General features: G+C 69.6%; 22 protein-coding genes, 1 tRNA gene and 1 pseudogene. 2 read left to right on the forward strand and 22 right to left on the reverse strand.

The features are described from left to right. Nucleotides 1–2 precede the first annotated feature (2 nt). From atpA to ABZY12_RS18480, 21 genes are all read right to left on the reverse strand, one after another. On the reverse strand, nt 3–1,601 hold the full coding sequence (atpA, locus tag ABZY12_RS18380; RefSeq protein ID WP_356891442.1) for a F0F1 ATP synthase subunit alpha: 1,599 nt from the start codon (nt 1,599–1,601) through the stop codon (nt 3–5). Nucleotides 1,602–1,734: 133 nt separating this feature from the next. Then, nucleotides 1,735–2,550 carry a F0F1 ATP synthase subunit delta gene (locus ABZY12_RS18385; protein ID WP_356891444.1) on the reverse strand — a complete coding sequence of 272 codons (816 nt, stop codon included), beginning with the start codon at nt 2,548–2,550 and terminating at the stop codon, nt 1,735–1,737. Then, nucleotides 2,547–3,092 carry a F0F1 ATP synthase subunit B gene (locus tag ABZY12_RS18390; RefSeq protein ID WP_356891446.1) on the reverse strand — a complete coding sequence of 182 codons (546 nt, stop codon included), beginning with the start codon at nt 3,090–3,092 and terminating at the stop codon, nt 2,547–2,549. Before ABZY12_RS18390 ends, ABZY12_RS18385 begins: the two co-directional genes overlap by 4 nt. A gap of 41 nt (nt 3,093–3,133) precedes the next feature. Continuing rightward, a complete protein-coding gene (atpE, locus tag ABZY12_RS18395) occupies nt 3,134–3,367 on the reverse strand; it encodes an ATP synthase F0 subunit C (RefSeq protein ID WP_356891448.1) in 234 nt (77 codons plus the stop codon). A gap of 81 nt (nt 3,368–3,448) precedes the next feature. After that, nucleotides 3,449–4,258 carry a F0F1 ATP synthase subunit A gene (atpB, locus tag ABZY12_RS18400; RefSeq protein ID WP_356891450.1) on the reverse strand — a complete coding sequence of 270 codons (810 nt, stop codon included), beginning with the start codon at nt 4,256–4,258 and terminating at the stop codon, nt 3,449–3,451. 228 nt (nt 4,259–4,486) lie between these two features. After that, the gene (locus ABZY12_RS18405; protein WP_356891452.1) at nt 4,487–4,924 is read right to left on the reverse strand and encodes a hypothetical protein; all 438 of its coding nucleotides are present in this window, start codon (nt 4,922–4,924) and stop codon (nt 4,487–4,489) included. A gap of 263 nt (nt 4,925–5,187) precedes the next feature. After that, complete coding sequence (locus ABZY12_RS18410) at nt 5,188–6,534, reverse strand: MraY family glycosyltransferase (RefSeq protein WP_356891454.1); 1,347 nt, start codon at nt 6,532–6,534, stop codon at nt 5,188–5,190. A 107-nt stretch (nt 6,535–6,641) separates the two neighbouring features. Beyond that, nucleotides 6,642–7,892: a serine hydroxymethyltransferase gene (gene glyA, locus ABZY12_RS18415; RefSeq protein ID WP_356891456.1), complete on the reverse strand. Its 1,251-nt coding sequence runs from the start codon at nt 7,890–7,892 to the stop codon at nt 6,642–6,644. A gap of 135 nt (nt 7,893–8,027) precedes the next feature. Further along, nucleotides 8,028–8,672, reverse strand: coding sequence for a protein-tyrosine-phosphatase (locus ABZY12_RS18420; protein ID WP_356891458.1), 645 nt, complete (start codon nt 8,670–8,672; stop codon nt 8,028–8,030). Then, nucleotides 8,669–9,316, reverse strand: coding sequence for an L-threonylcarbamoyladenylate synthase (locus ABZY12_RS18425; protein WP_356891460.1), 648 nt, complete (start codon nt 9,314–9,316; stop codon nt 8,669–8,671). The genes ABZY12_RS18420 and ABZY12_RS18425 overlap by 4 nt, the downstream gene beginning before the upstream one ends. A gap of 73 nt (nt 9,317–9,389) precedes the next feature. Continuing rightward, nucleotides 9,390–10,235, reverse strand: a complete 846-nt coding sequence (prmC, locus tag ABZY12_RS18430; protein ID WP_356891462.1) for a peptide chain release factor N(5)-glutamine methyltransferase — start codon at nt 10,233–10,235, stop codon at nt 9,390–9,392. A gap of 37 nt (nt 10,236–10,272) precedes the next feature. Then, on the reverse strand, nt 10,273–11,349 hold the full coding sequence (gene prfA, locus ABZY12_RS18435) for a peptide chain release factor 1 (RefSeq protein ID WP_356891464.1): 1,077 nt from the start codon (nt 11,347–11,349) through the stop codon (nt 10,273–10,275). A gap of 106 nt (nt 11,350–11,455) precedes the next feature. Continuing rightward, nucleotides 11,456–11,674, reverse strand: coding sequence for a 50S ribosomal protein L31 (gene rpmE / locus ABZY12_RS18440; protein WP_137993330.1), 219 nt, complete (start codon nt 11,672–11,674; stop codon nt 11,456–11,458). A 153-nt stretch (nt 11,675–11,827) separates the two neighbouring features. Next, nucleotides 11,828–12,919 (reverse strand): LCP family protein, encoded by a 1,092-nt coding sequence (locus tag ABZY12_RS18445; protein WP_356891467.1) that lies wholly within the window; start codon nt 12,917–12,919, stop codon nt 11,828–11,830. Between the two features lie 216 nt (nt 12,920–13,135). Continuing rightward, nucleotides 13,136–15,166, reverse strand: a complete 2,031-nt coding sequence (gene rho, locus ABZY12_RS18450; protein WP_356891469.1) for a transcription termination factor Rho — start codon at nt 15,164–15,166, stop codon at nt 13,136–13,138. A 401-nt stretch (nt 15,167–15,567) separates the two neighbouring features. Continuing rightward, the gene (gene thrB / locus ABZY12_RS18455; RefSeq protein WP_356891471.1) at nt 15,568–16,485 is read right to left on the reverse strand and encodes a homoserine kinase; all 918 of its coding nucleotides are present in this window, start codon (nt 16,483–16,485) and stop codon (nt 15,568–15,570) included. A gap of 317 nt (nt 16,486–16,802) precedes the next feature. Then, nucleotides 16,803–17,873 carry a threonine synthase gene (thrC, locus tag ABZY12_RS18460; RefSeq protein ID WP_356891473.1) on the reverse strand — a complete coding sequence of 357 codons (1,071 nt, stop codon included), beginning with the start codon at nt 17,871–17,873 and terminating at the stop codon, nt 16,803–16,805. A 6-nt stretch (nt 17,874–17,879) separates the two neighbouring features. Next, on the reverse strand, nt 17,880–19,172 hold the full coding sequence (locus ABZY12_RS18465) for a homoserine dehydrogenase (RefSeq protein WP_356891475.1): 1,293 nt from the start codon (nt 19,170–19,172) through the stop codon (nt 17,880–17,882). A 104-nt stretch (nt 19,173–19,276) separates the two neighbouring features. Then, nucleotides 19,277–20,668: a diaminopimelate decarboxylase gene (lysA, locus tag ABZY12_RS18470; RefSeq protein WP_356891477.1), complete on the reverse strand. Its 1,392-nt coding sequence runs from the start codon at nt 20,666–20,668 to the stop codon at nt 19,277–19,279. A gap of 11 nt (nt 20,669–20,679) precedes the next feature. Next, nucleotides 20,680–21,843, reverse strand: coding sequence for an ArgS-related anticodon-binding protein NrtL (gene nrtL, locus ABZY12_RS18475; RefSeq protein ID WP_356891479.1), 1,164 nt, complete (start codon nt 21,841–21,843; stop codon nt 20,680–20,682). A gap of 213 nt (nt 21,844–22,056) precedes the next feature. Beyond that, the gene (locus ABZY12_RS18480; protein ID WP_356891481.1) at nt 22,057–22,599 is read right to left on the reverse strand and encodes a response regulator; all 543 of its coding nucleotides are present in this window, start codon (nt 22,597–22,599) and stop codon (nt 22,057–22,059) included. 111 nt (nt 22,600–22,710) lie between these two features. Here ABZY12_RS18480 and ABZY12_RS18485 point away from each other — a divergent pair. Both ABZY12_RS18485 and ABZY12_RS18490 read left to right on the forward strand, forming a co-directional pair. Next, nucleotides 22,711–22,782: transfer RNA gene (locus tag ABZY12_RS18485), tRNA-Arg, on the forward strand. A 284-nt stretch (nt 22,783–23,066) separates the two neighbouring features. Beyond that, nucleotides 23,067–23,933 (forward strand): hypothetical protein, encoded by an 867-nt coding sequence (locus ABZY12_RS18490; RefSeq protein WP_356891483.1) that lies wholly within the window; start codon nt 23,067–23,069, stop codon nt 23,931–23,933. Nucleotides 23,934–23,972: 39 nt separating this feature from the next. Here ABZY12_RS18490 and ABZY12_RS18495 read toward each other — a convergent pair. Continuing rightward, nucleotides 23,973–25,380 (reverse strand): annotated as a pseudogene (locus tag ABZY12_RS18495) (tyrosine-type recombinase/integrase). Nucleotides 25,381–25,419: the final 39 nt, after the last annotated feature.

Here is a 25,419-nt window from a genome sequence, read left to right on the forward strand (position 1 = left end):
CGTCACTTCGAGACGTTGACGGCAGCGGAAGCGTCGTCGCCCAGCAGCTTCCCGTCAGAGGTCTCGAACTGCTTCTTGAACTCCGCGATGGCGTCACCGACGGACTGCAGGGTGTCGTCCGACAGCTTGCCGCCCTCACGGATGGAGCTCATGAGACCCGCGTGGTTCTGACGCAGGTACGCGAGGAGCTCGGCCTCGAAGCGGCGGATGTCGGCGACCGGGACGTCGTCCATCTTGCCGGTGGTGCCGGCCCAGATGGAGACGACCTGGTTCTCGGTGGGCATCGGCTGGTACTGAGCCTGCTTGAGCAGCTCGACCATGCGCTGTCCACGCTCCAGCTGGGCCTTCGACGCGGCGTCCAGGTCGGAACCGAAGGCGGCGAACGCCTCCAGCTCACGGTACTGGGCCAGGTCCACGCGGAGGCGGCCGGAGATCTGCTTCATCGCCTTGTGCTGGGCGGAGCCACCGACACGCGAGACCGAGATACCGACGTTCAGGGCCGGGCGCTGGCCGGCGTTGAACAGGTCGGACTCCAGGAAGCACTGGCCGTCGGTGATGGAGATGACGTTGGTCGGGATGAACGCCGAGACGTCGTTGGCCTTGGTCTCGACGATCGGCAGACCGGTCATCGAGCCCGCGCCCAGCTCGTCCGACAGCTTCGCGCAGCGCTCCAGCAGACGGGAGTGCAGGTAGAAGACGTCACCCGGGTAGGCCTCACGGCCCGGCGGGCGGCGCAGCAGCAGCGACACGGCGCGGTAGGCGTCGGCCTGCTTCGACAGGTCGTCGAAGACGATCAGGACGTGCTTGCCCTGGTACATCCAGTGCTGGCCGATGGCGGAGCCGGTGTACGGCGCCAGGTACTTGAAGCCGGCCGGGTCGGACGCCGGGGCGGCGACGATCGTCGTGTACTCGAGCGCGCCGGCCTCCTCCAGGGCGCCGCGCACGGACGCGATGGTGGAGCCCTTCTGGCCGATGGCGACGTAGATGCAGCGGACCTGCTTGTTCACGTCGCCCGAGCGCCAGTTGTCGCGCTGGTTGATGATCGTGTCGACGGCCAGCGCGGTCTTGCCGGTCTGACGGTCGCCGATGATCAGCTGACGCTGGCCACGGCCGACCGGGGTCATGGCGTCGACGGCCTTGTAGCCGGTCTCCATCGGCTCGTGGACCGACTTACGGGCCATCACGCCGGGGGCCTGCAGCTCGAGGGCGCGGCGGCCCTCGGTCGCGATCTCGCCGAGGCCGTCGATCGGGTTGCCGAGCGGGTCGACGACGCGACCCAGGTATCCCTCGCCGACACCGACGGAGAGGACCTCACCGGTGCGCTGCACCGGCTGTCCCTCCTCGACGCCGCTGAACTCGCCGAGGACGATCGCACCGATCTCGCGCTCCTCGAGGTTGAGGGCGAGACCGAGGGTGCCGTCCTCGAACTTCAGCAGCTCGTTCGCCATGGCCGAGGGCAGACCCTCGATCTTGGCAATGCCGTCGCCGGCCAGGCTGACCGTTCCGACCTCCTCGCGCGAGGCCGCGTCCGGCTGGTACGACTGGACAAAGTTCTCCAGCGCGTCCCGGATCTCCTCCGGCCGGATCGTGAGCTCCGCCATCTGGGTTCCCTGCTCTCCTTGTTGGGCCCGAAGTTTCTTAGGGGGTCTGGGGGCCGACCCCCAGGAATCTTCTGCAATCTCTGCACGGCCCAACCGGGCCGCAGGTGATGCTGTGTTCAGTTGGTGGCTGACGTCAGCCGGCCAGTCGCCGGGTCGCCTCGTCGAGGCGCTCCGCGATGGTCCCGTTGATGACCTCGTCGCCGACCTGCACCGAGATCCCGCCGAGGACCGTGGGGTCCACGTCGAGGTTCAGGTGCATCTGGCGGCCGTACAGCTTGGCCAGGACGGCACCGAGGCGCTGCTTCTGCTGGTCGGTCAGCGGCACCGCCGAGGTGACGACCGCGACCATCCGGTCCCGGCGCGCCGCGGCGAGCTTGGAGAGGGACTCGAGTCCCGCTTCCAGGCTACGTCCCCGGGGCTGGGTCACGAGACGGACGACCAGGCGCTCGGTGACCGCGTGGGCCTTGCCGCCGAGCAGGCTGCGCAGCAGCTCGCCCTTGGCGGACGCCGTGGCGGCCTTGTCCGTCAGCGCCGAGCGGAGCTCGGTGCTGGAGGAGACGATCCGGCCGAACCGGAACAGCTCGTCCTCGACGTCGTCCAGCGCGCCGGCCTGCTGCGCCGCGGTGAGGTCGGCGATGTTCGCCAGCTCCTCGACCGAGTCGACCAGGTCACGCGACTGCGACCAGCGGGAACGGACCATGCCGGAGACCAGGTCGACGGTCTCGCCGCCCACCTGACCGCTGAGCAGTCGCCCGGCGAGCTCGGCCTTGGCCTCGCCCGCCTGCGCCGGGTCGGTCAGGACCCGACGCAGCGACACCTCGCGGTCGAGCAGCGCGGTGACGGCGGCCAGCTCACCCGCGAGCTTCGTCGCGTCGACAGACGTGTTGTCGGTCAGCGCGTCGAGGGACTCACGTGCGGCGGCCAGTGCCTCGCGGCTCGCTCCGTTCATCGGACGGCCTCGGCCTTCTCCTCGAGCTCATCGAGGAAGCGGTCGATCGTGCGGCTCTGGCGGGCGGAGTCCTCGAGGGACTCGCCGACCAGCTTGCCGGCCAGGTCGGTGGCGAGCTTGCCCACGTCCTGGCGCAGCGAGGTCGCCGCGGCCTTGCGGTCCGCCTCGATCTGGGCGTGACCGGCCGCGATGATCTCCTCGCGCTGGCGCTGGCCTTCCGCCTTCATCTCCTGGATGATCGCGGTGCCCTGCTCCGTCGCCTCCTGGCGAAGACGCGCGGCCTCGTGGCGGGCCTCGGCGAGCTGGGCCTTGTACTGCTCCAGCACACTCTGAGCCTCGATCTGGGCCGACTCGGCCTTCTCGATGCCACCCTCGATGGCCTCGCGGCGCTCGTCCAGAACCTTGTTGATGTTCGGGATGAGCTTCTTGGCGAGGAAGCCGAAGACGATGACGAAGGCGATCAGGCCGATGACGAGCTCGTCGAGATGCGGGATGAGCGGAGGCTGCTCCTCCGCCGCTGCCGCAAGAAGCAGAGCGTTCACATCAGTGCCTTCCGTAAAAAGGTTCGGGCTGTCGGTCCGGCTTACTGGTAGACGAAGCCCATGACGATGCCGATGAGGGCGAGCGCCTCACAGAAGGCGAAACCCATGATCTGGTTGGTACGGATCAGGCCGGCAGCCTCGGGCTGACGCGCGAGGGCCTGGGTGCCGTTACCGAAGATGATGCCGACGCCGACGCCGGGGCCGATCGCGGCCAGGCCGTAGCCGATGGAGGCGACGTTTCCGTTGACAGCGGCGAGAGTCTCGAGAGCGGACATGCCGGTTCTTCCTTCTCTTTCAAGGACCCGGTGGGGGTTGGCCACCGGACGACTGTTGGTTGGGGGTGGGCTGGGCCTGGCTCAGTGGTGCTCGGCGAGCGCGCCCTGGACGTAGCTGCAGGCCAGGAGGACGAAGACGTACGCCTGGACAGCCTGGATGAAGAGCTCGAAGCCGGTCATCACGATGACCATCACGAACGAGGCACCGGCGTAGACGAAGCCGAGGCCGTTCATGAGGTACCAGGTGGCCAGCGAGAACATCACGATCAGCAGGTGGCCGGCGAACATGTTCGCGAACAGTCGCACCGCGTGCGTGAAGGGCCGGATGAGCAGGTTCGAGAAGAACTCGAGGACGACGACCATCGGGAGGATCGGGCCGAGCGACTTGTCGTAGCCGACGATGTTCTTCCAGCCGCCGACGAAGCCGTGCTTCTTGAAGGTCAGCGAGATCCAGAGCACGTACACGATCAGGGCGAGACCGGCCGGGAAGGCGATCAGCGAGGTGACCGGGAACTGGGCGAGCGGAATGATCGACCAGAGGTTCATGATCCAGACGAAGAAGAACAACGACACCATGAAGGGGACGTACTTCTCGCCGTCCTTCTTGCCGATGATCTCGTAGACGATGCCGCGGCGCACGAAGTCGTAACCGGCCTCGCCGACCATCTGCATCTTGCCGGGGATCAGCTTGGGCTTGTTGAAGGCGGCCCAGAAGAACGCGACGACCACGATGGAGCCGAGGACGGCGAGCAGCATCGGCTTGGAGATGTCGACGCCTCCCACCGTGGCGATGGGCTCGTACATGAACGTGTGCAGGCCCGGAGCCGGGAAGCCGCATCCAGTGAAGATGTGGCAATCCGGGTCGAAGGCAAGCGTCTGGTCAGCACTCACCGCGGGCTCCTTCAGCGTGGCGCATAGGTACGGCAACCTCGTTGTGTCGGCGCGGCACGCAGCCGCGGGTCGGCACTGGACTGGTGGTCTTACGGATAAGGGGGCGGCGGTCTGGCATCGTGCCTCGCGCTGGGACAGGCGTCAGCTCGGATGCCCGCGCCCGCAGTGCCGCAGTTGGCACCGGACGATAGCAGGAAGCCGAACGCGCCTTTATCCCGGCCCTACCCCTCACGTCGACGACCCCGTGCTCCCGGGCTTGTCACCCTTCGAGGACTCGGGATCGACGTACATGATCTTGGCCTTCATGTAGGCACGGGCCTGCCCGGCGATCCAGACGAGGGTCGCCGCGAGCAGGGTGAAGGCGAAGGCCTTGAAATCGAACCACGTGGTGTTCTTGAGCAGGGCCATCAAGAGGAAGAGCAGGAGCAGCTGAGCCGTGTAGAGCATCAGCCCCATGGCCTGGAACAGCTGCGGGTACGACTTGGCGGTCCGTTGGAGCACCACGAGCCCGAGACCCATGAAGACGAGGACCACCGCGCAGCCGAGGACGGCGCCGAGCGCACCCTCGCCGCCGGCGACCACACCGCTGATGACCGCGGCGATGGCGCCGGTGGCAGCAGCGGGAATGGCAGCTGACAGAAGGATGCGTGCGTCGTTGGACGGCATGGCGGTGTCTCCGCGTTGCTGGTGGGGGCGATGGTGTCGTCAGGGACGAGCGTAGGCCCGGTCCGAGGTGTGTCTCGGGGCCAAGAGACCGTCGCACTACGGTCTTTCGGCACTGTCGCCGGGTCTCGTGAACCGTATCACAAACTATTTGAATAGGTCTTTACCCATAGGGTGTGCCGACTGTCACACATGAGAGTTAACGCGCGCGTGTGTGCACAGTCTGACGTCGACTTGTCTGGTATTGACCGACAGTGCGGCTTTCGTCAACTCGGCGTTCCGGCCTTCCGCCGGTCGGTGAAGCGCGAACGGTTGCCGATCGCGGTGGCGCCGTTGACGCCGGCAGGGACCGGGACGCGGTCGGACGCCGCCGCCGACGACGGCTCCGCCGGTTCCTCGACGGGGTGCGCGGAGACCGGAGGGACGGCTTCCATCCGCGGGACCGGACGGCGCCGGTAGCGCGGCGGAACGAAGGACTCCGCCCAGCGCGGGGCGCGCGGGGTGAAGCGCGGCAGCAGCAGCAGGATCAGACCGACCGCACTCAGCAGCACGACCCCGAGAACGATCCACATCGACGTCGAGTGCACCGAGTACGCCAGCGTCCCGAAGGCGATCAGCGCCGACCAGAAGTACATGATCAGGACGGCCCGGCTGTGCGAGTGCCCGACCTCCAGGAGCCGGTGGTGCAGGTGCCCGCGGTCGGCCGCGAACGGCGACTGCCCGTTCCAGGTGCGGCGCACGATCGCCAGAAAGAGGTCGGCCATCGGGATCGCGATGATGGTCAGCGGCAGCACGAGCGGGATGAAGACCGGCAGGGCGGCGTGGGTGGCCTCACGGGTCGAGCCCTCGAAGAGCCTCAGGATGTCCGGGTCGACCTGGCCGGTGATCGAGATCGCCGACGCGGCCAGGATCAGACCGATCAGCATCGAGCCCGAGTCGCCCATGAAGATCCTGGCCGGATGCATGTTGTGCGGCAGGAAGCCCAGGCACATGCCCATGAGGATCGCGGCGAAGAGCGTCGCGGGGGCGGCGGCCTCGATCGTGTAGCCGTACCAGAGCCGGTACGCGTACAGGAAGAAGGCCGCGGCGGCGATGCAGACCATGCCGGCGGCGAGACCGTCCAGGCCGTCGACGAAGTTCACGGCGTTGATGGTGAGCACCACCAGGGCGACCGTCAGGAGCGTGCCCTGTCCGCGCGTGAGCGCCACCGTGCCGACACCGGGGATCGGCAGCCACAGGATCGTCAGACCCTGGATCACCATCACGCCGGCGGAGATCATCTGCGCGCCCAGCTTGATCAGTGCGTCCAGCTCGAACTTGTCGTCCAGGACACCGATCAGCCAGATCAGGGCGGCGCCGGAGAGCAGCGCGCGGGGCTCGTTGGACAGCTCGAAGACGCTGTTGAGGTTCTGCAGGTGGTCCGCGACCAGCAGTCCCGCGCACAGCCCGAAGAACATGGCGATGCCACCGAGCCGCGGAGTCGGTTCTCGGTGTACGTCGCGGGCGCGGATCTCCGGCATCGCCCCGGTCGCGATGGCGAACTTCCGCACCGGACCGGTGAGCAGATAGGTCACCGCGGCCGTGACACAGAGCGTCAGCAGGTAATCACGCACGGGCTGCCCCACAGGAATCGCTGGCCATCTCAGCCCCACACCCTAGCCGTGCTGTCCATGTGCTTGAGGACATACGGTCCCGGAGGATGGTTGCGCTCCGCTCTCCCTCACCTGCCGTACGGGGGAAATCGCCCGGCCAGATCGCGTACTTCGGCGCGTACGGCGGCCGTCTCGTCGGGGTCGTCGTCCCGCAGCGCGCGCGTGAAGAGCGCGGCGATCCGGACCATCTCCACGGGGCCCATGCCCTGCGTCGTCACGGCGGCGGTGCCGAGGCGGATGCCGCGGCCGTCGCCGTAGGGCAGGGCGCAGGTGTCGAGGACCATGCCCGCGGCGGCGAGCCGGGTGCGGGCGGTGCGGCCGTCGATGCCGAGGGGGGCGGGGTCGGCGGTGATGAGATGGGTGTCGGTGCCGCCGGTGGTGACGGCGAAGCCCTCGGCGGCGAGCGCCTCGGCGAGGACGCGGGCGTGCGCCACCACCTGATGGGCGTACGCGGCGAAGCCCGGCGCCGTCGCCTCGCCGAAGGCGACGGCCTTGGCGGCGATGGTGTGCATCTGGGCCCCGCCCTGGGTGAACGGGAACACGGCCCGGTCGACACGGCCGGCGAGGTCGGCGCCGCAGAGGATCATCCCGCCTCGCGGGCCGCGCAGCACCTTGTGGGTGGTGCCGCAGACGATGTCGGCGTACGGGACGGGGCTGGGGGCCGCTCCCCCGGCGACCAGACCGATGGGGTGGGCGGCGTCGGCGATGAGATAGGCGCCCACCTCGTCGGCGATGTCACGGAAGAGCGCGTAGTCGAGGTGGCGCGGGTAGGAGATGGAGCCGCAGACGATCGCCTTGGGGCGGTGGTGTCGGGCGAGCGCGGCGACCTGCTCGTAGTCGACGAGCCCGGTCTCGGCGTCGACGCCGTAGGGCACGAAGTCGAACCAGCGGCCGGAGAAGTTGGCGGGCGAGCCGTGGGTGAGATGGCCGCCGTGCGCGAGACCCATGGCGAGGACGGTGTCCCCGGGCCGCAGCAGAGCGGCGTACGCGGCGAGAACGGCGGACGAGCCGGAGTGCGCCTGGACGTTGGCGTGCTCGGCGCCGAAGAGGGCCTTGGCCCGGTCCACGGCGATCCGCTCGGCGGCGTCGGCGAACTCGCAGCCACCGTGGTGGCGGGCGCCGGGATAGCCCTCGGCGTACTTGTTGGCGAGCGGGGAGCCGAGCGCGGCGAGGACGGCGGGCGAGGTGAAGTTCTCGGCGGCGATCAGCTGCAGGCTGTCGGACTGCCGGCGCACCTCGCCGAGCAGTACGTCGGCGATCTCGGGGTCCTGCCGCCGCAGGACGTCGAGATCCTCTTCGGGGGGAGCGGTGACCGGCATCTGTGGCTCCAGGCGCGGGGGCTGGGCTTCAGCTCCAATGTAGGCGCGTCCGGGCCGCTTTGCCCGGTGTCCGCTCGGCCCCTGAGCCGTCCGGCCGAACCCCCCGCCCCGCTCCGCCCCCGCTGACGACGGTCCTCAGCGCCGCGCCGGGACGCCCGTCAGCGCCGTCACCACGGGATCCAGGGCCGTGTTGATCTCGTCACCGATCGAGCGGAAGAACGTGATCGGGGCGCCGTACGGGTCGTTGACCTCGTCCGCCTCGGCGTTCGGGGCCAGGAGCCACCCGCGTAGAGCCGCCGCCGCGCGGACCAGCGCACGCGCGCGTTCGACCATGCCGTCGTCGAGCGGGTCCGGCAGCGTGGCCGGATCTATCGCCCGGACGAGGCGGGTGAACTCCTTCAGGGTGAAGGTGCGAAGCCCCGCCGAGTGGCCCATCGAGATGACCTGCGCCCGGTGGTCCCGCGTCGCCGTCAGGACCAGGTCGGCGCGGATGACGTGCTCGTCGAGGAGCTCGCGGCCCACGAAGCCGCTGGAGTCCGCGCCGAAGTCGGCGAGGACCAGCTCCGCGTTGGCCTCCATCGGGGCCCCCTCGTGGCCCCACGTGCCCGCGCTCTCCACGATCAGGCCGCCGCCCCGGGGGTCGCCCAGGCGGTCGCACAGGGCATGGCGAGTCAGCCGCTCGGTGATCGGCGAGCGGCAGACGTTGCCGGTGCTGACGTGGAGAATGCGGAAGGAAGTGCTCTCGTGCCCCGCTATGCCACGCCCCTCAGGGGCGGTCAATTGGCCACCTCGAGGTCGGGTACGACCTTCCGGAGCTCCTCCGGGGAGAGCGCGCCCTCGCGCAGCAGCACCGGCACCTTGCCCGTCACGTCGACGATCGACGACGGCACGATGCCGGGCGTCGGACCGCCGTCCAGATACACGGAAACCGAGTCGCCGAGCATCGCCTGCGCGGCGTCGCAGTCCTCGGGCGAGGGGTGTCCCGTCAGGTTCGCCGAGGAGACCGCCATCGGGCCGACCTCGGTCAGCAGCTCGATCGCGACCGGGTGCAGCGGCATCCGGATCGCGACGGTGCCCCGGGTGTCGCCCAGGTCCCACTGGAGCGACGGCTGGTGCCGCGTGACCAGGGTCAGGGCGCCCGGCCAGAACGCGTCGACGAGCTCCCACGCCTGCTCGGAGAAGTCCGTGACGAGCCCGTGCAGCGTGTTCGGGGAGCCGATGAGCACGGGCGTGGGCATGTTCCGGCCACGGCCCTTCGCCGCCAGCAGGTCCGCGACGGCCTCCGAGCTGAAGGCGTCCGCGCCGATCCCGTACACGGTGTCGGTGGGGAGCACGACCAGCTCGCCGCGGCGGACGGCGGACGCGGCCTCGCGCAGCCCGGTGACTCGGTCGGTCGCTTCGTTGCAGTCGTATCGCCGAGCCATTACTCGCCCGCCTCCATCTTTCTGATCACTCGGTTCGCCTGAGCGGCGGCCGTCCTCGTCGTGTACAGGGACTTCATGGCATCGCCTTGCGGGCGGTCGCGAAGCGCGGCCGGTTGTTCAGGTCGGGGTGGTCGGCGGCGTCCGCCCAGCCGGCCTCCTCGTTGAAGATCCACGGCACCTGGCCGCCCTGGGTGTCCGCGTGCTCGATGACCACGAGACCGCCGGGCCGCAGCAGCCGGTGCGCGGTGCGCTCGATCCCGCGGATCGTGTCGAGGCCGTCCTCGCCGGAGAACAGCGCCATCTCCGGGTCGTGGTCGCGCGCCTCGGGCGCCACGTACTCCCACTCGGTCAGCGGGATGTACGGCGGGTTGGAGATGACCAGGTCGACCTGCCCGTCGAGCTCGGGGAGCGCGCTCAGCGCGTCGCCCTGGTGGACGGTGACCCGTGAGCCCTCGGCGTTCTTGCGGGTCCACACCAGCGCCTCGTCCGAGAGCTCCACGGCGTGCACGCGCGAGCGCGGCACCTCCTGCGCCATGGCGAGCGCGATCGCGCCGGAGCCGGTGCACAGGTCGACGATCAGCGGCTCGACGACGTCCATCGCGCGTACGGCGTCTATCGCCCAGCCCACGACCGACTCGGTCTCGGGGCGGGGCACGAAGACCCCGGGTCCGACCTGGAGCTCCAGGTAGCGGAAGAACGCCCGGCCGGTGATGTGCTGGAGCGGCTCGCGCGCCTCGCGGCGGGCGACCGCCTCCCAGTAACGGGCGTCGAAGTCGGTGTCCTTGACGTTGTGCAGCTCCCCCCGCTTGACGCCGTGCACGAACGCGGCGAGCTCCTCCGCGTCGAAACGCGGCGAGGGAACGCCGGCGTCGGCCAGCCGCTGGGTGGCCTGGGCCACCTCGGCAAGCAGCAGGTTCACGCTGGTCCTCCGTGGTGCGGGGTGGGGCCTACGGACGTTACGCCGCGGCGAGCTTGGCAGCGGAGTCGGCGTCGACGCAGGCCTGGATCATGGCGTCCAGGTCGCCGTCGAGCACCTGGTCCAAGTTGTACGCCTTGAAACCGACCCGGTGGTCCGAGATCCGGTTTTCCGGGTAGTTGTACGTCCGGATCTTCTCGGACCGGTCGACGGTGCGGACCTGACTGCGGCGGGCGTCCGCGGCCTCGGCCTCGGCCTTCTCCTGGGCGGCGGCGAGCAGCCGGGACCGGAGGATACGCATGGCCTGCTCCTTGTTCTGGAGCTGGCTCTTCTCGTTCTGGCAGGAGGCGACGATGCCGGTCGGCAGGTGCGTGATGCGGACCGCGGAGTCGGTGGTGTTGACGGACTGGCCACCGGGACCGGACGAGCGGTAGACGTCGATGCGCAGGTCGTTGGCGTGGATCTCGACGTCGATCTCCTCGGCCTCGGGGGTCACGAGGACACCGGCGGCGGAGGTGTGGATGCGGCCCTGCGACTCGGTGGCGGGCACGCGCTGGACTCGGTGCACCCCGCCCTCGTACTTCAGGCGCGCCCAGACGCCCTGACCGGGCTCGGTCGCGCCGTTGCCGCCCTTGGTCTTCACGGCGACCTGGACGTCCTTGTAGCCGCCGAGCTCGGACTCGGTGGAGTCGATGATCTCGGTCTTCCAGCCGACGCGCTCGGCGTAGCGCAGATACATCCGCAGGAGGTCGCCGGCGAACAGGGCGGACTCGTCGCCGCCCGCGCCGGCCTTGATCTCGAGGATGACGTCCTTGTCGTCGCTGGGGTCGCGAGGGACGAGCAGCAGCCGCAGCTTGTCGGTCAGCTCCTCGCGCTGCTTCTCCAGCTCCTTGACCTCGGCGGCGAAGTCGGGGTCGTCGGCGGCCAGCTCCTTGGCCGTCTCGATGTCGTCCGCCGTCCGCTTCCACGCCTTGTACGTGCCGATGATCGGGGTCAGCTCCGCGTAACGCTTGTTGAGCTTGCGCGCGTTCGCCTGGTCGGAGTGGACCGAAGGGTCGGCGAGCTTCTTCTCGAGATCGGCGTGTTCGCCGACCAGTTCCTCGACCGCTTCGAACATCGGGTGCTCCTGGATTCAATCGTGAAGGCGTGAAGGGCTGCGGGGACGGCAAAGCGCCGGTCCGGTCTCCCCTGCGGGAGCGACCAAGGACCGGCGCAGTGACGTGCTACTTCTTGGCCGCAGCCTTGCCGAAGCGGGCCTCGAAGCGGGCGACGCGGCCGCCGGTGTCGAGGATCTTCTGCTTGCCCGTGTAGAACGGGTGGCACTCGGAGCAGACCTCGGCACGGATGGTGCCGTCGGTGAGGGTGCTACGCGTGGTGAACGACGCGCCGCAGGTGCAGCTGACCTGGGTCTCGACGTACTCGGGGTGGATCTCGCGCTTCAAGGTGTCTCCTAGTTTCGGGAGGGCACCGGGTCGCCGTGCGGGATGCACATGCGTGAACCGGGGCCGACGTACCAGTCTGCCAGGACCGGCCGTATCTCCCAAAACCGGGTCCGTGGTGAAACTATTCCGGGGCCCGCGTCCCGGGCCTCCGGCCTACTTGACGAGGCCCTCGGCCTTGCCGGTGGCCGCGTCCTTCGTCGCCGAGGCGGGGATCGGCCTGTCCCCCTTGAGCGCCCTCCAGACCTGCTGGGACTGGGCTTCCAGGGGGATGACGCGGTTGGGGTCGGCGGGGTCGTACTCGACCGGCATCGTGATCATGTGGACATCCTCGGCGCCGAGGCCGCCGAGCCCCTTGGCGAAGCTCATCAGCTCGTTGACGGAGTCGAGCTCCGAGTCGGGAGTGATCGCCTTGGTGGCGGTGTCGGCGAGGTCCAGGAGCTTCTTCGGGTTGGTGAAGACGCCGACGTCCTTGACCCGGTCGATGAAGGCCTTCATGAAGGCCTGCTGGAGCTGGATGCGGCCGAGGTCGCTGCCGTCGCCGACGCTCTTGCGGGTGCGGACCAGGCCGAGGGACTGCTCGCCGTCGAGGGTGTGGGTCCCCGGGGTGAGGTCGAGGTGGCTCTTGGTGTCCTGGATCGGCCGGGTGGTGGTGATCTCCACCCCGCCCAGCTTGTCTATCAGCTTCTTGAAGCCGGTGAAGTCGACCTCGATGTAGTGGTCCATACGGATGCCGGACATCGACTCGACGGTCTTCACGGCGCAGGCCGGGCCGCCGACCTCGTACGCGGTGTTGAACATCGCCCGGCTCTCGCCGGAGACGGTGGCGCCCTGCCCGTCGGTGCACTCCGGGCGGTCGATCAGGGTGTCGCGCGGGATGGAGACGACGCTGGCCTTCTGGTGGCCTTCGTAGACGTGGACGACCATCGCGGTGTCGGAGCGGGCACCGCCCTCGTCCTTGCCGTACGCGGCGTTGTCGCCGGAGCGCGAGTCGGAGCCGAGGACGAGGATGTCCATCGAGCCGTTGTCGAGGTTCTTGGGGCGGTCGGTACCGAGCTGGGCGTTGATGTCGACGCCCTCGAGGTTGCCGTTGAGCTTGAGGTAGACGTAACCGAGGCCGCAGCCACCGACGAGGACGAGCCCGGCCGCGCTCCAGGCGGCGACGGTCGCCGCGCGGCGGCCCTTGGCGGGCAGCTTGCGGCGCCGGCCGCTGCCCCGTATTCGGCCACCCTTGTTCTGCTCGGTCATCTGCTTCCTCGGGTCCTCGGTTCACTTTGTGTGACGGCGAAACACCCAAAAGGGTTGCACGCGGAGCTGTGAGGTTTGGATGAGCGAGCCTTCGACGACCCCCGCTACGCACGGTGCCCACCGTGCGAGGCACGGTGGGCACAGTGGTCTTTACGCAGGTCACGGCGGCATTACGGACAGAAAGCCCGCAATACCGCCGTGTGACCCATATCTCGACTAGTCGTTGCCGTTTCCGGCACCCGGGGTCGTCTTCTGGATCTGCAGCAGGAACTCGCCGTTCGACTTCGTCTGCTTCATCTTGTCGAGCAGCAGCTCGATCGCCTGCTGCTGGTCGAGCGCGTGCAGCACCCGGCGCAGCTTCCAGGTGACGGCGAGCTCGTCGCTGCCGAGCAGGATCTCTTCCTTACGGGTGCCGGACGCGTCGACGTCCACCGCCGGGAAGATGCGCTTGTCGGCGAGCTTCCGGTCGAGCTTGAGCTCCATGTTGCCGGTGCCCTTGAACTCCTCGAAGATCACCTCGTCCATGCGCGAGCCGGTGTCGACCAGCGCGGTGGCCAGGATGGTCAGCGAGCCGCCGTCCTCGATGTTGCGCGCGGCACCGAAGAAGCGCTTCGGCGGGTAGAGCGCGGTCGAGTCGACACCACCGGACAGGATGCGGCCGGAGGCCGGCGCCGCGAGGTTGTACGCGCGGCCCAGACGGGTGATGGAGTCGAGCAGGACGACCACGTCGTGACCCAGCTCCACGAGGCGCTTGGCGCGCTCGATGGCCAGCTCGGCGACGGTGGTGTGGTCCTCGGCCGGGCGGTCGAAGGTCGAGGAGATGACCTCGCCCTTGACCGACCGCTGCATGTCGGTGACCTCTTCCGGACGCTCGTCGACCAGGACGACCATCAGGTGGCACTCGGGGTTGTTGTGCGTGATCGCGTTGGCGATCGCCTGCATGATCATGGTCTTGCCGGTCTTCGGCGGGGCCACGATCAGGCCTCGCTGGCCCTTGCCGATCGGCGACACGAGGTCGATGATCCGGGTGGTCAGCACGCCCGGGTCGGTCTCCAGACGGAGCCGGTCCTGCGGGTAGAGCGGGGTCAGCTTGTTGAACTCCGGGCGGCCGCGGCCGGAGTCGGCGGCCATGCCGTTCGAGGAGTCCAGGCGGACCAGCGCGTTGAACTTCTCGCGGCGCTCGCCCTCCTTCGGCTGACGCACGGCGCCGGTGACGTGGTCACCCTTGCGCAGGCCGTTCTTGCGGACCTGGGCGAGGGAGACGTACACGTCGTTCGGGCCGGGCAGGTAGCCGGAGGTCCGGATGAACGCGTAGTTGTCGAGGATGTCCAGGATGCCCGCGACGGGGATCAGGACGTCGTCCTCGGAGACCTGCGGCTCACCGGCGGCGAAGTCGTCACGGCCACGACGCCCACGACGGTCGCGGTAGCGGCCGCGACGGCCACGACGGCCGCCCTCGTCGTCGAAGTCGTCCTGCGGGCCGCCCTGCTGACCCTGCGGGCCGCCCTGACGCTGCTGCCGCTGGCCGCCCTGGCCACCGCCCTGCTGGTCGTCGCCCTTGCCGCGGTCACGGCGGTCGCGCTGACGGTCGCCGCGGTCACGGCGGTCGCCGCGCTCGCCACGGTCACGACGGCCACGGCCCTCGGCGGTGTCGACCGCGCCCTCGGCCTTGCCGTCGGAAGAGGCGTCGGTACGGGTGTCCGTACGGGTCTCCGTGCGCGCCTCGACCTTGGTGTCGGTCTTCACGGCCTGGGCGGTCTCGCCCTTGACCTCGCCCTCCGGGCTGCCGGCCGGGGCGGTGGCCCGGCGGCGGCGGCGCTCGCCGACCGGCTGGTCGTCGCTGGCCGGCTGCCCCGGGATGTCGATCTGCTGCTGGGCGACGGCCTTCTCGGCCTTGTCGGCCTTCGGCTCGGCCTCGGCGGCGGTGTCACCGGCGCGGGCCTTGGACGCGGCGCGGCGCTTCGGCTTGGTCTCGGCCGCGTCGGCGGCCTTGGCGGGGGCGGAGGCTCCTCCCCCGGCCTGCGCCTCCTTGATGACCTCGATCAGCTGGCTCTTGCGCATACGCGCGGTGCCCCTGATGCCGAGGCCGGACGCGACCTGCTGCAGCTCGGCCAGGACCATGCCCTCGAGGCCGGTGCCGGAGCGGCGGCGCCGTGCGGTGGTGCCAGTGGCAGCACCTGCGGCGGGCGCGGCGGTGTCGACACTGTTGTCGGCAGTCACGCCCATCAGATCGGTGGTGTCGCTCACGAAGGGTCCTTCCCTGGAGCGGACGTCGGCCATCTGGCTCGGCGACCGGTTGTGCTGTCCGACGACGGTCCTGCTTCTGGACCGGGTCGGGGCGGTGGTCCCGCCGGGTACGGCGGAGAGAGAAAACGTGCTGTGGGTCCGGCCCGAGGCCCCCTGCTCGGCCCTCACCGGGGAAGAGCGAGGGGTGTCGTGCCGGTTCCGGAGCGTGCTCGAAACTGCTCAGGCAGGCTGCTCAGGCAGTTGGGGAGGCTCCCGGAAGAATGGGTGGTCCCTGATGGGGACACTCAGCACCGCGCCACAAAGACGTCGGGTGCAGACTTGAGGTTAACACTACCGGCTCCAACAAACATTCCCCCTCTCCATCACCGGCAATCCCGTGTCCGGACGTGTCGCGCTCGCCCCTAGGGCGCGAGCGGCAGAACACTCGCTCCGGACACATCGAGGTCGAGCCGGTTCGCGGCCCATCCCTCGCCCGCCAGTCGGGCGACCTTGTCGGCCGTCCCGTGTTCGGCCAGCGCGAGCACCGTGGGGCCCGCGCCGGAGATGACCGCGGGGACGCCGTCCGCCCGCAGTCGGTTCACAAGGGCGATGCTCTCCGGCATCGCGGGGGCCCGGTACTCCTGGTGGAGCCGGTCCTCGGTGGCCGCCAGCAACAGCTCGGGGCGGCGGGTCAGCGCCTCCACCAGCAGCGCGGCGCGTCCGGCGTTGGCGGCGGCGTCGACGTGCGGGACGGTGCGCGGAAGCAGACCGCGGGCGGTCTCGGTCAGTACGGGCTTTCCGGGGACGAAAACCACCGGAACGATGGAATCCGCGGGGTCCATCCTGATCGCCCGCGCGGCACCGGACTCGGTCCAGGCGAGCGTGAAGCCGCCGAGGAGACAGGCGGCGACGTTGTCGGGGTGTCCCTCGATCTCGGTGGCCAGCTCGAGCAGCGCGGTCTCGTCGAGACGGGAGTCCCCGCCTATGGTCACGGCGCGGGCGGCGACGATGCCCGCGCAGATGGCGGCGGAGGAGGAGCCGAGGCCGCGGCCGTGCGGGATGCGGTTGGCGCAGACGACCTCGAGGCCGCGCGGCTGACCGCCCAGCAGGTCGAAGGCCGTACGCAGGGAACGTACGAGCAGGTGGCTCTCATCGCGCGGGAGCGTCTCGGCGCCCTCGCCCGCGATGTCGATGTGCAGCCCGGAGTCGGCGACTCGGACGACGACGTCGTCGTAGAGGCCCAGCGACAGGCCGAAGGCGTCGAAGCCCGGGCCGAGGTTGGCGCTGGTGGCGGGAACGCGCACCCGTACGGCGGCGGCGCGGAACGCGGGACCGGCCATCGCTCGATGACTCTCCTTGACTTGCGACTGCGGGGGGTTTCACTGCGGGGGTGGTGCTGCGGCGGTTTGACTACGGGGTGGGGCAAGAGAAGTACGCAGGACCCGGGGGCCGTTTCTGCCTCGGGGGCGACAACGGCAACGACACCGCGCATATGCAACGGGGCGGGTTCGGTACAGCCTATCGAAGGAAGGTTCTGCCGCGACATAGGGCGCACAGGAGGCGCACGATGCGTGTCGCGAGCCTTCCTGTGCGCCTATGTACGTTCCTGATCGGGTTTGCCTCTCCGGGGTTCCCGGAGAGGCGAACACACGGAGGATCAGGCGAGGCCGAGGCGCTCGGCGGCGGCGGCGGCGTCGACCGGGACGGTGACGGGCTGCGGCGCTCCGGCGACCGCCCAGTCCGGGTCCTTGAGGCCGTTGCCGGTGACGGTGCAGACGATCCGCTGGCCCGGGTCGACCTTGCCCTGCTCGGCGGCCTTCAGCAGACCGGCGACGGACGCGGCGGAGGCCGGCTCGACGAAGACGCCCTCCTGGGAGGCCAACAGACGGTACGCGCGCAGGATCTCACGGTCCGTCACCTCGTCGATGAAGCCGCCCGACTCGTCCCGGGCGGCGATCGCGAAGTCCCACGAGGCCGGGTTGCCGATCCGGATCGCCGTGGCGATGGTCGACGGGTCCTTGACGACCTCGCCGCGCACGAGCGGCGCGGAGCCGGAGGCCTGGAAGCCCCACATGCGCGGCCGGTGCGTGGAGAGCCCGTCCGCGGCGTACTCGCCGTACCCCTTCCAGTACGCCGTGATGTTGCCGGCGTTGCCGACGGGCAGCACATGGATGTCGGGGGCGTCGCCGAGCATGTCCACGATCTCGAACGCGGCGGTCTTCTGGCCCTCGATACGGACCGGGTTGACCGAATTGACCAGCGCCACCGGGTAGTTGTCGGAGAGGGCGCGGGCCAGGGTCAGGCAGTCGTCGAAGTTGCCGTCGACCTGGAGGATCTTCGCGCCGTGCACGAGGGCCTGGCCCATCTTGCCGAGCGCGATCTTGCCCTGCGGCACGAGGACGGCGGAGACCATGCCGGCGCGGACCGCGTAAGCCGCCGCGGACGCCGAGGTGTTGCCGGTGGAGGCGCAGATGACGGCCTGCGCGCCCTCCTCCTTGGCCCTGGTGATGGCCATGGTCATGCCGCGGTCCTTGAAGGACCCGGTGGGGTTGGCGCCCTCGACCTTGAGGTGCACCTCGCAGCCCGTGCGCTCGGAGAGGACCTGAGCGGGGACGAGCGGCGTGCCGCCCTCACGGAGCGTGACGACCGGCGTCGTGTCCGTGACCGGAAGGCGGTCCCGGTACTCCTCGATGATGCCGCGCCACTGGTGGGTGCCCTTGCTGGTCATGGGTCCTTACTCCCCTTCAACACGCATGATGCTGGCGACACCGCGCACGGTGTCGAGCTTGCGCAGCGCCTCGACGGTCCCGGAGAGGGCGGCGTCGGGCGCGCGGTGGGTGACGACGACGAGGGAGGCCTCGCCGTCCTTTCCCTGCTGACGGACGGTGTCGATCGACACGCCGTGCTCGGCGAAGACCGTCGCGACCTGGGCGAGGACGCCCGGCTTGTCGGCCACGTCGAGGCTGATGTGGTACCGCGTCACCACGTCGCCCATGGGGCTCACGGGCAGCTGGGTGTACGCGGACTCGCCGGGGCCGGTGGCCTCGTTGAGCTTGTTGCGGCACACGGCGACCAGGTCGCCGAGCACGGCCGAGGCGGTCGGAGAGCCGCCGGCGCCGGGGCCGTAGAACATGAGCCGCCCGGCGGCCTCCGCCTCGACGAAGACCGCGTTGTAGGCCTCGCGGACGGAGGAGAGCGGGTGGCTGAGCGGGATCATCGCGGGGTGCACGCGCGCGGTGACGGACTCGCCGTCGGCGGAGCGCTCGCAGATGGCGAGCAGCTTGATGGTGCAGCCCATCCGCTTGGCGGAGGCGAAGTCGGCGGCGGTGACCTCGGTCATGCCCTCGCGGTAGACGTCGTCGAGACGCACGCGCGTGTGGAAGGCGATGCCGGCGAGGATGGCGGCCTTGGCGGCGGCGTCGAACCCCTCGACGTCTGCGGTCGGGTCGGCTTCCGCGTATCCGAGCGCGGTGGCCTCGTCGAGCGCCTCGCTGTACCCGGCCCCCGACGTGTCCATCTTGTCGAGGATGAAGTTGGTCGTGCCGTTGACGATGCCCATGACCCGGTTGATCTTGTCGCCGGCGAGGGACTCGCGCAGCGGCCGGATGAGCGGGATGGCGCCGGCGACGGCGGCCTCGTAGTACAGGTCCTGCCCGTGCTGATCGGCGGAGGCGTAGAGGCTCGCGCCGTCCTGGGCGAGGAGCGCCTTGTTGGCCGAGACGACGGAGGCGCCGTGCTCGAAGGCGGTGGTGATGAGGGTGCGGGCCGGCTCGACCCCGCCGATGACCTCGACGACGACGTCGATGTCGCCCCGTTTGACCAGGGCGGTGGCGTCGGTGGTGATCAGCTCGGCGGGGATGCCCTCGCGGACCTTGTCGGGGCGGCGGACCGCCACGCCGGCGAGCTCGACCGGGGCGCCGATGCGCGCGGCGAGATCGTCGGCGTGCGTCGTCATGATGCGCGCCACCTCTGAGCCGACCACACCACAGCCCAGCAGCGCCACCTTCAGCGGACGCGTACGCATCATCCGACCTCGTTTCTCGTACTACTTCGTATCTCTACGGTGGGACCAGTCTCACTCACCGGACGGAGGTTTCTGCCCTCCGTCCGGATCCTGAGACATCTATTTCATCAACCGACATCGAGACGCAGGAGATCTTCCTCCGTCTCACGCCGGACGATCACCCTGGCCTCGCCGTCGCGGACGGCGACGACGGGCGGGCGCAGTGCGTGGTTGTAGTTGCTCGCCATGGAGCGGCAGTAGGCCCCGGTGGCGGGTACGGCGATGAGGTCGCCGGGGGCGATGTCGGCGGGCAGGAAGGCGTCCCTGACCACGATGTCACCGCTCTCGCAGTGCTTGCCGACGACGCGGGAGAGCATCGGCTCGGCGTCGCTCGTCCGCGACACCAGGGCGACGCTGTACTCGGCGTCGTACAGCGCGGTGCGGATGTTGTCCGACATGCCGCCGTCGACGCTGACGTACGTCCGCAGCCCTTCGAGGGGCTTGACGGTGCCGACCTCGTAGAGGGTGAAGGCGGTGGGCCCGACGATGGCGCGCCCCGGCTCGACGGAGATGCGCGGCGTACGCAGCCCGGCGGCCTCGCACTCGCGCGTCACGATCTCGGTGAGGGCCTTGGCGATGTGGTGAGGCTCACGGGGGTCGTCGTCGGCGGTGTAGGCGATGCCGAGGCCGCCGCCGAGGTCGATCTCGGGCAGCTCGACGCCGTGCTCGTCCCGCACTTCGGCGAGCAGCTGGACGACGCGCCGGGCGGAGACCTCGAAGCCCGCCATGTCGAAGATCTGGGACCCGATGTGGGAGTGGATGCCGATGAGCTCGAGCCCGTCGAGCTTCAGGGCGCGCCGGACGGCCTCGGCGGCCTGCCCGCCCGCCAGGGCGATGCCGAACTTCTGGTCCTCGTGCGCGGTGGCGATGAACTCGTGCGTGTGGGCCTCCACGCCCACCGTCACCCGGATCTGGACGCGCTGCCGCTTGCCGAGGGACTGGGCGATGTGCGCGACGCGCACGATCTCCTGGAAGGAGTCGAGGACGATGCGCCCGACGCCGGCCTCGACCGCGCGGTGGATCTCCTCCTGGGACTTGTTGTTGCCGTGGAAGGCGATGCGCTCGGCCGGCATGCCGGCGTCGAGGGCGGTGGTGAGCTCGCCGCCGGAGCACACGTCGAGGTTCAGTCCCTCCTCCTTGAGCCACCGGACGATGGCGCGGGAGAGGAACGCCTTGCCGGCGTAGAACACGTCGGCGTCCCGGCCGAAGGCGTCGGCCCAGGCGCGGCAGCGGGCACGGAAGTCGGACTCGTCGAGGAAGTAGGCGGGCGTACCGAAGCGCTCGCGGAGCTCGTCGACGCGCACGCCTCCCACGGTCACCACGCCGTCGTCGTCACGGCCGACGGTCCTGGCCCACACCTTGGGGTCGAGACGATTGAGGTCGGCGGGCGGAGCGGAGTAGTGCCCCTCGGGGAGGACGTCGGCGTGACGGGGCCCGGCGGGGTGGGCGGAACGGCTCATGTCTGCATCTTTCACATCTGGTCGGGGGCGCGGATGCCGAGCAGGGAGAGGCCACCGGCGAGCACCGTCCCGGCGGCTTCGGCGAGCGCGAGCCGGGAACGGTGGGCGGCCGAGGGTTTCTCGTCGCCGAGGGGCAGGACGGTGTGCTGGAAGTCGAGCAGCGCGTCGGCGGTGGCTTCGAGATGCCGGGCGACCCGGTCGGGGGCGCGCAGCCGGGCGGCGGAGGCGAGGACGAGGGGGTGGTCACCGAGGACGTCGGCAAGGGCCTGCCCGTCTTCGACGTGCTGCTCGGCCGCGCTCCGGAACCCCAGCTGCTCGGCGTTGCGCAGGAGGGCGCGGGTACGGGAGTGGGCGTACCGGACGCGGAAGAGGGGGTTGCCCTCGTGCTGGCGGAGGAGGTCGTCGCCGAGACGGGGTGCGTCGTGGCCGGCGGCGGAGAGGAGCCCCCAGCGAGCGGCGTCGACGCCGAGACGCCGTACGAGCTCGCGGGGGGTGTGGGGGGCCGGGCGGGGCGCGATGGCGGAACCGGCATGGGGGGCGGGGTGGGGCGCGACTTCGGTGGAGAGGCGGTCGGAGCCGGCGGGCGGCGCTGGGCGAGGCGCGACGTCGGCGGGCAGGCGGTCGCGGCGGCCCTCGAACTGGACCTCGGCCTGGACCTCGGCGTCGGCCCCGATCCGTACGCCGAGCTCGGCCCACGCGGGGTCGGCGGCGCCCTCGCAGCGGGTGCGGACGAGGAACCCCTGGGAGAGGAGGATCCTCCGCACCGCGTCGGCGGTGACGGCGGCGCGTACGTCCGGGCGGAAGTCGGCCTGGGCGAGCTGGCCGGTGGGTGCGCACCACCCGTACCGCCGCCCGCGCAGCAGGATCTCCCGTACGAGCCGCTGCTGGGCCCCGGTCGCGAGGGTGAGGTTGAGGAAGCCGGGCCCGGTGACGTCGACGGCGGCGATCCCGGGGCTCCGCTGGAGCCGCTCCCTCAGGATCTCGGCGACATCGAGGGGCTTGCGCCCGGCGGCACCGGCGAGCTTGAGCGCGACGCTGCTGACCCAGTCCCCATGCCCACCGGGCCGGGGCCGCTCGACCGTCACGCGCTCGGGAACGGCGACCCGCAGCGCACCATCACCGACCGCGCGGCGCACGGCGTGCAGCACGGTGAGGGAGAGGTCCGCGGGGGTCACGGGACAAGCGTATGGGAGGAGGGGGGGCGTCACGCGAACCGGTTTCGCGATGCGGTCACTCGGGGGGCTGTGCGGGGGAGGTCACCGCGTCGCAGAGGTCGCCGGGCGCACGGAGGTCGCCACGTCGGAGGAGTAAGTCAAAGGGGCAGCTCGTCGGAACGTTTCATGGAAGCCTCGTCGGAACGTTTCATGGAAGCGGCTCATGGCCGCAGCTCATGGGAGCCGCTCGCACTCCCCGGCCCGTCCGACGACCTCCTGTCCGCCGCCGTCGACGGCAGACGGCCCCTCCTGTCCGCCGCCGCGGCACTCCCCGCGCGGGCCGCGTTCTCCCCGTTCCCGGCGCATGAGCTGCCGCACGACACGGACGAGCTCGGTGGGCTCGAAGGGCTTGGCGAGGAACGCGTCGACCCCGGCCGCGACGCCGCTGTCCAGCTCGGCCGCGGTACAGGCACTGACGATCGCGACCGGCACATGGCTGGTCCGCGGATCGGACCGCAGCCGCTCGGCGGTTCGCAGCCCGTCCAGCCTGGGCATGACGACATCGAGGGTGACGACATCAGGACAGACCTGATGCACGACATCCAGACACTCGGCACCATCGGCCGCGGTCACGACCTCGAAGCCCTCAAGCTCGAGGTTGACCCTGATCAACTGCCGGATCACGCGGTTGTCATCGACAACAAGCACCCGGCCGGACACGCCTGACACACGACGAGAGTAGGTCGCCGGAAGTGGCTGCGTCCGGGTTTTGCCCACTTCCGACCCGTGCGGGGTAACGAGGGGCCGGTGACGCGACGGAAATACCTGTTCACAGCCACGTCCCAGATGCTGGTAGGGTTCTACCCGTCGCCGCCGAACGCGGCGGACGCCCCCGTAGCTCAGGGGATAGAGCAACGGCCTCCGGAGCCGTGTGCGCAGGTTCGAATCCTGCCGGGGGCACAGAAGCCGGAACAGCGTGATCAACCCGCTGACCTGCGGATGTGCCAGACATCGAGAGCCGGACCCAGTCCCACTGGGTCCGGCTCTTTGTCGTTGTCTGTCACTGGTCGCGAGTGAGTGGCGAGTGAGGTTGCAGGCCGCCAGTTCCGCTAGCCGGTCACACCCAGGCACGCTCCTCCCTCTCCGCGAGGTCGCGCCGAACACGTCCTATACATCGCTGGGCAGCAGCGGGTGTTCCGCGTGTCCCTGACGCCGCGACCTCCCGACGCGGACAGCATGAACTCGTGCTGACATCGCTGCTGCCTGGCATTCGAGAACTTCGCACCCCACTGGCCACCGGTTATATCTACGTTGTGGCATTGCTGCTTGTCGTAGGCGATGATCTACCAACGAAGGAAGAGGCGCCCGCCGCGCTGAAACCGATCTACGCTCTCGTCGAGTGGGCCGGGAAGCCGGCAGCATTTGCGGCCAGCATCTTCATCGCCTACCTGGTTGGCAGCATGTTGGAGCTGTCCCCCGTAGCAGTGGCTCGGATCACCAGCGGGCACCTGCTTAGCGCCACGCCCACTCCCAGCGGTCAAATCACGTACTCCTCACCACTCCTTTCTCGACACTCCATGAGGGACCTAGTGAGATACGTCCGGAGTCGACTCTTCCCGACGCAGCGAACGCTGCGCCTCTCGAACGAGGACGAAGCGGTTCTGGGGGAGGGACTCGCAGCGTTGCTCTCCGAGCTCCCGGAGCTACGCACCCGCCTCTACGCAGCGAACAAGGATCTCTACGGCGACTACGACAGGAAGGCCGCCGAGGCCACCTTCAAGGTCAACGTCGGGCTCGCTGGCATTTTTCTCAGCTTCGCTGCAAGCGCAATGCTGAATGCCTGGTGGACCCTCCTGTGCATCGTCATGTTCCTCTTGATCTTCCGGGGGATCATCGCGGATCGCGAGGCTAAGACTGTGTTGGTCGAGGCCCTGGTAGCCGATCAACTCCAATCTCCCAAGTTCGAAGCCTTGGCAGCGAGGGTGAATAGCGGGGAGCATGACATCTCCGACCCGAACCCATGGCGTCGGACCCTCTTGCACATGACTGGCTACGCGGCTGTTGCTGCCGTGAGCCGTTGGTGGTGGAGCATTCGCAGGGACTCCGCATGAGATCTGACGGTGATGCTGCACCGTTGCCTGGACGCACCCTCATTGGTTCTCCGCAGCTTCACCGTCCCACCCCATCGCCCTCTCGATCTTCTTGTTGTTCAGCTCCTCGTGGCCGTCGATACAGCCTTCGTAGCGGCGGTGGATGACCTCGGGCGAGTTGCCCGCCCGGCGGGCCACCTCGGCGACGGGGACCCCCGCGTTCAGCCAGTTCGTGATGCAGGTGTGCCGCAGGTCGTACGGTCGGTGGGCGAGCGGGGATTCCACCTTGTCCGGCGGAAGAGCTACCGGCCGAGCTTCCTGCCAGACCCTCCAATAGCTGGACGTCCCAAGCACGGCGCCGCGCTCGTTGGCGAAGAGCCGACCGTCTTTCGCCGTGCCGAACTCCGCTATGTGCGCGCGGAGCATGGCGACCAGCGTCGGAGAAATCGGGACGGGCCGATCCGCCTTGGGCTCGCGGGACTTGAGTCCGCGCTTGTCGTGGCGCTGCCCCGAGTCCGTCCACCACTTGCCGGACACCGGCCGGGTCTCCTTGAGGGTGAGCGTCCCCCATCCCTTCTCGGGGAGGTAACAGTCCTTCTTTCTGAGCCCCACCGCCTCGGCCGGCCGCATCGCCGCGTACAGCTGGCAGGCGAAGAAGGCGACGAGTCGCCGCCCGCGGTTCCGGTGGACGGAGCCCACGTAAGAGACAGCCGTGAGGAGCTGCTCGCCCTGCACGGCATTGACCAGGACCCGGGGGTCCACCACGTCGCCCTTGGTGGACCCCGCACGCTTCACCCCGGTGAGCGGGTTCTCCTTTAGGTAGCCGCACTCGACGGCGTATTCCATGGCCGTGTTGAAGCCGCGGCGTCGGCGCTTGTAGGTCTCCCCCGCTGCCGGGGTGTCGTCCAGCTTGAACGCGAGGCGGTACTGGACGTCCCGCACCACCTTGGGGTCGGTAAGAGCCGAGAGCGCCAACGACCGGGTCCGGAGCCACGTGCACGCCGCCACGAGTTCCGGCGGCGGCTCCTCATCCTGGTGCGCCGGTACAACCGCCCACCGCATCGCGAGCCGCGTCTCCTCCGGCGTGGGCGCCTTCTTACCGCCCTCCACCATCGCGAGCGCCACCGTGGCCAGGCTGTCGGCCAACCCCTCACGAGTTTTGGCGGCTGCCGTGCGCCACCGGCTCGCCATGTACTCACGGCTGAAGTCCCACCACGAGGGGTCGGGCTTCTCGTTCGCCTTGGCGGCAGCCGCTCGAAGTTCGGACTGGCAGACCGGATTCGACGTCGAACGCCTCGCCCTTGCGCATCGCATGCCACAGCTCTGACCTGCGGCTCTCGGCGAGGGCGACGGTGGCGAAGCTGGTGGCCTTCACCTTTCCCGCTACCGTCCAACGGATCTGGTATGGAGCCTTCTTGCTCCGCACCTGGTTGACCTTCCACACCCGTACGTCTGTGGAGAGGGTCAGAGCCTCCGACGGCGACGGGCGCCCGCTGTTGCGGGCGCC

It is taken from the genome of Streptomyces sp. NPDC006551, from assembly GCF_040611675.1.
Taxonomy (GTDB): Bacteria; Actinomycetota; Actinomycetes; order Streptomycetales; family Streptomycetaceae; genus Streptomyces.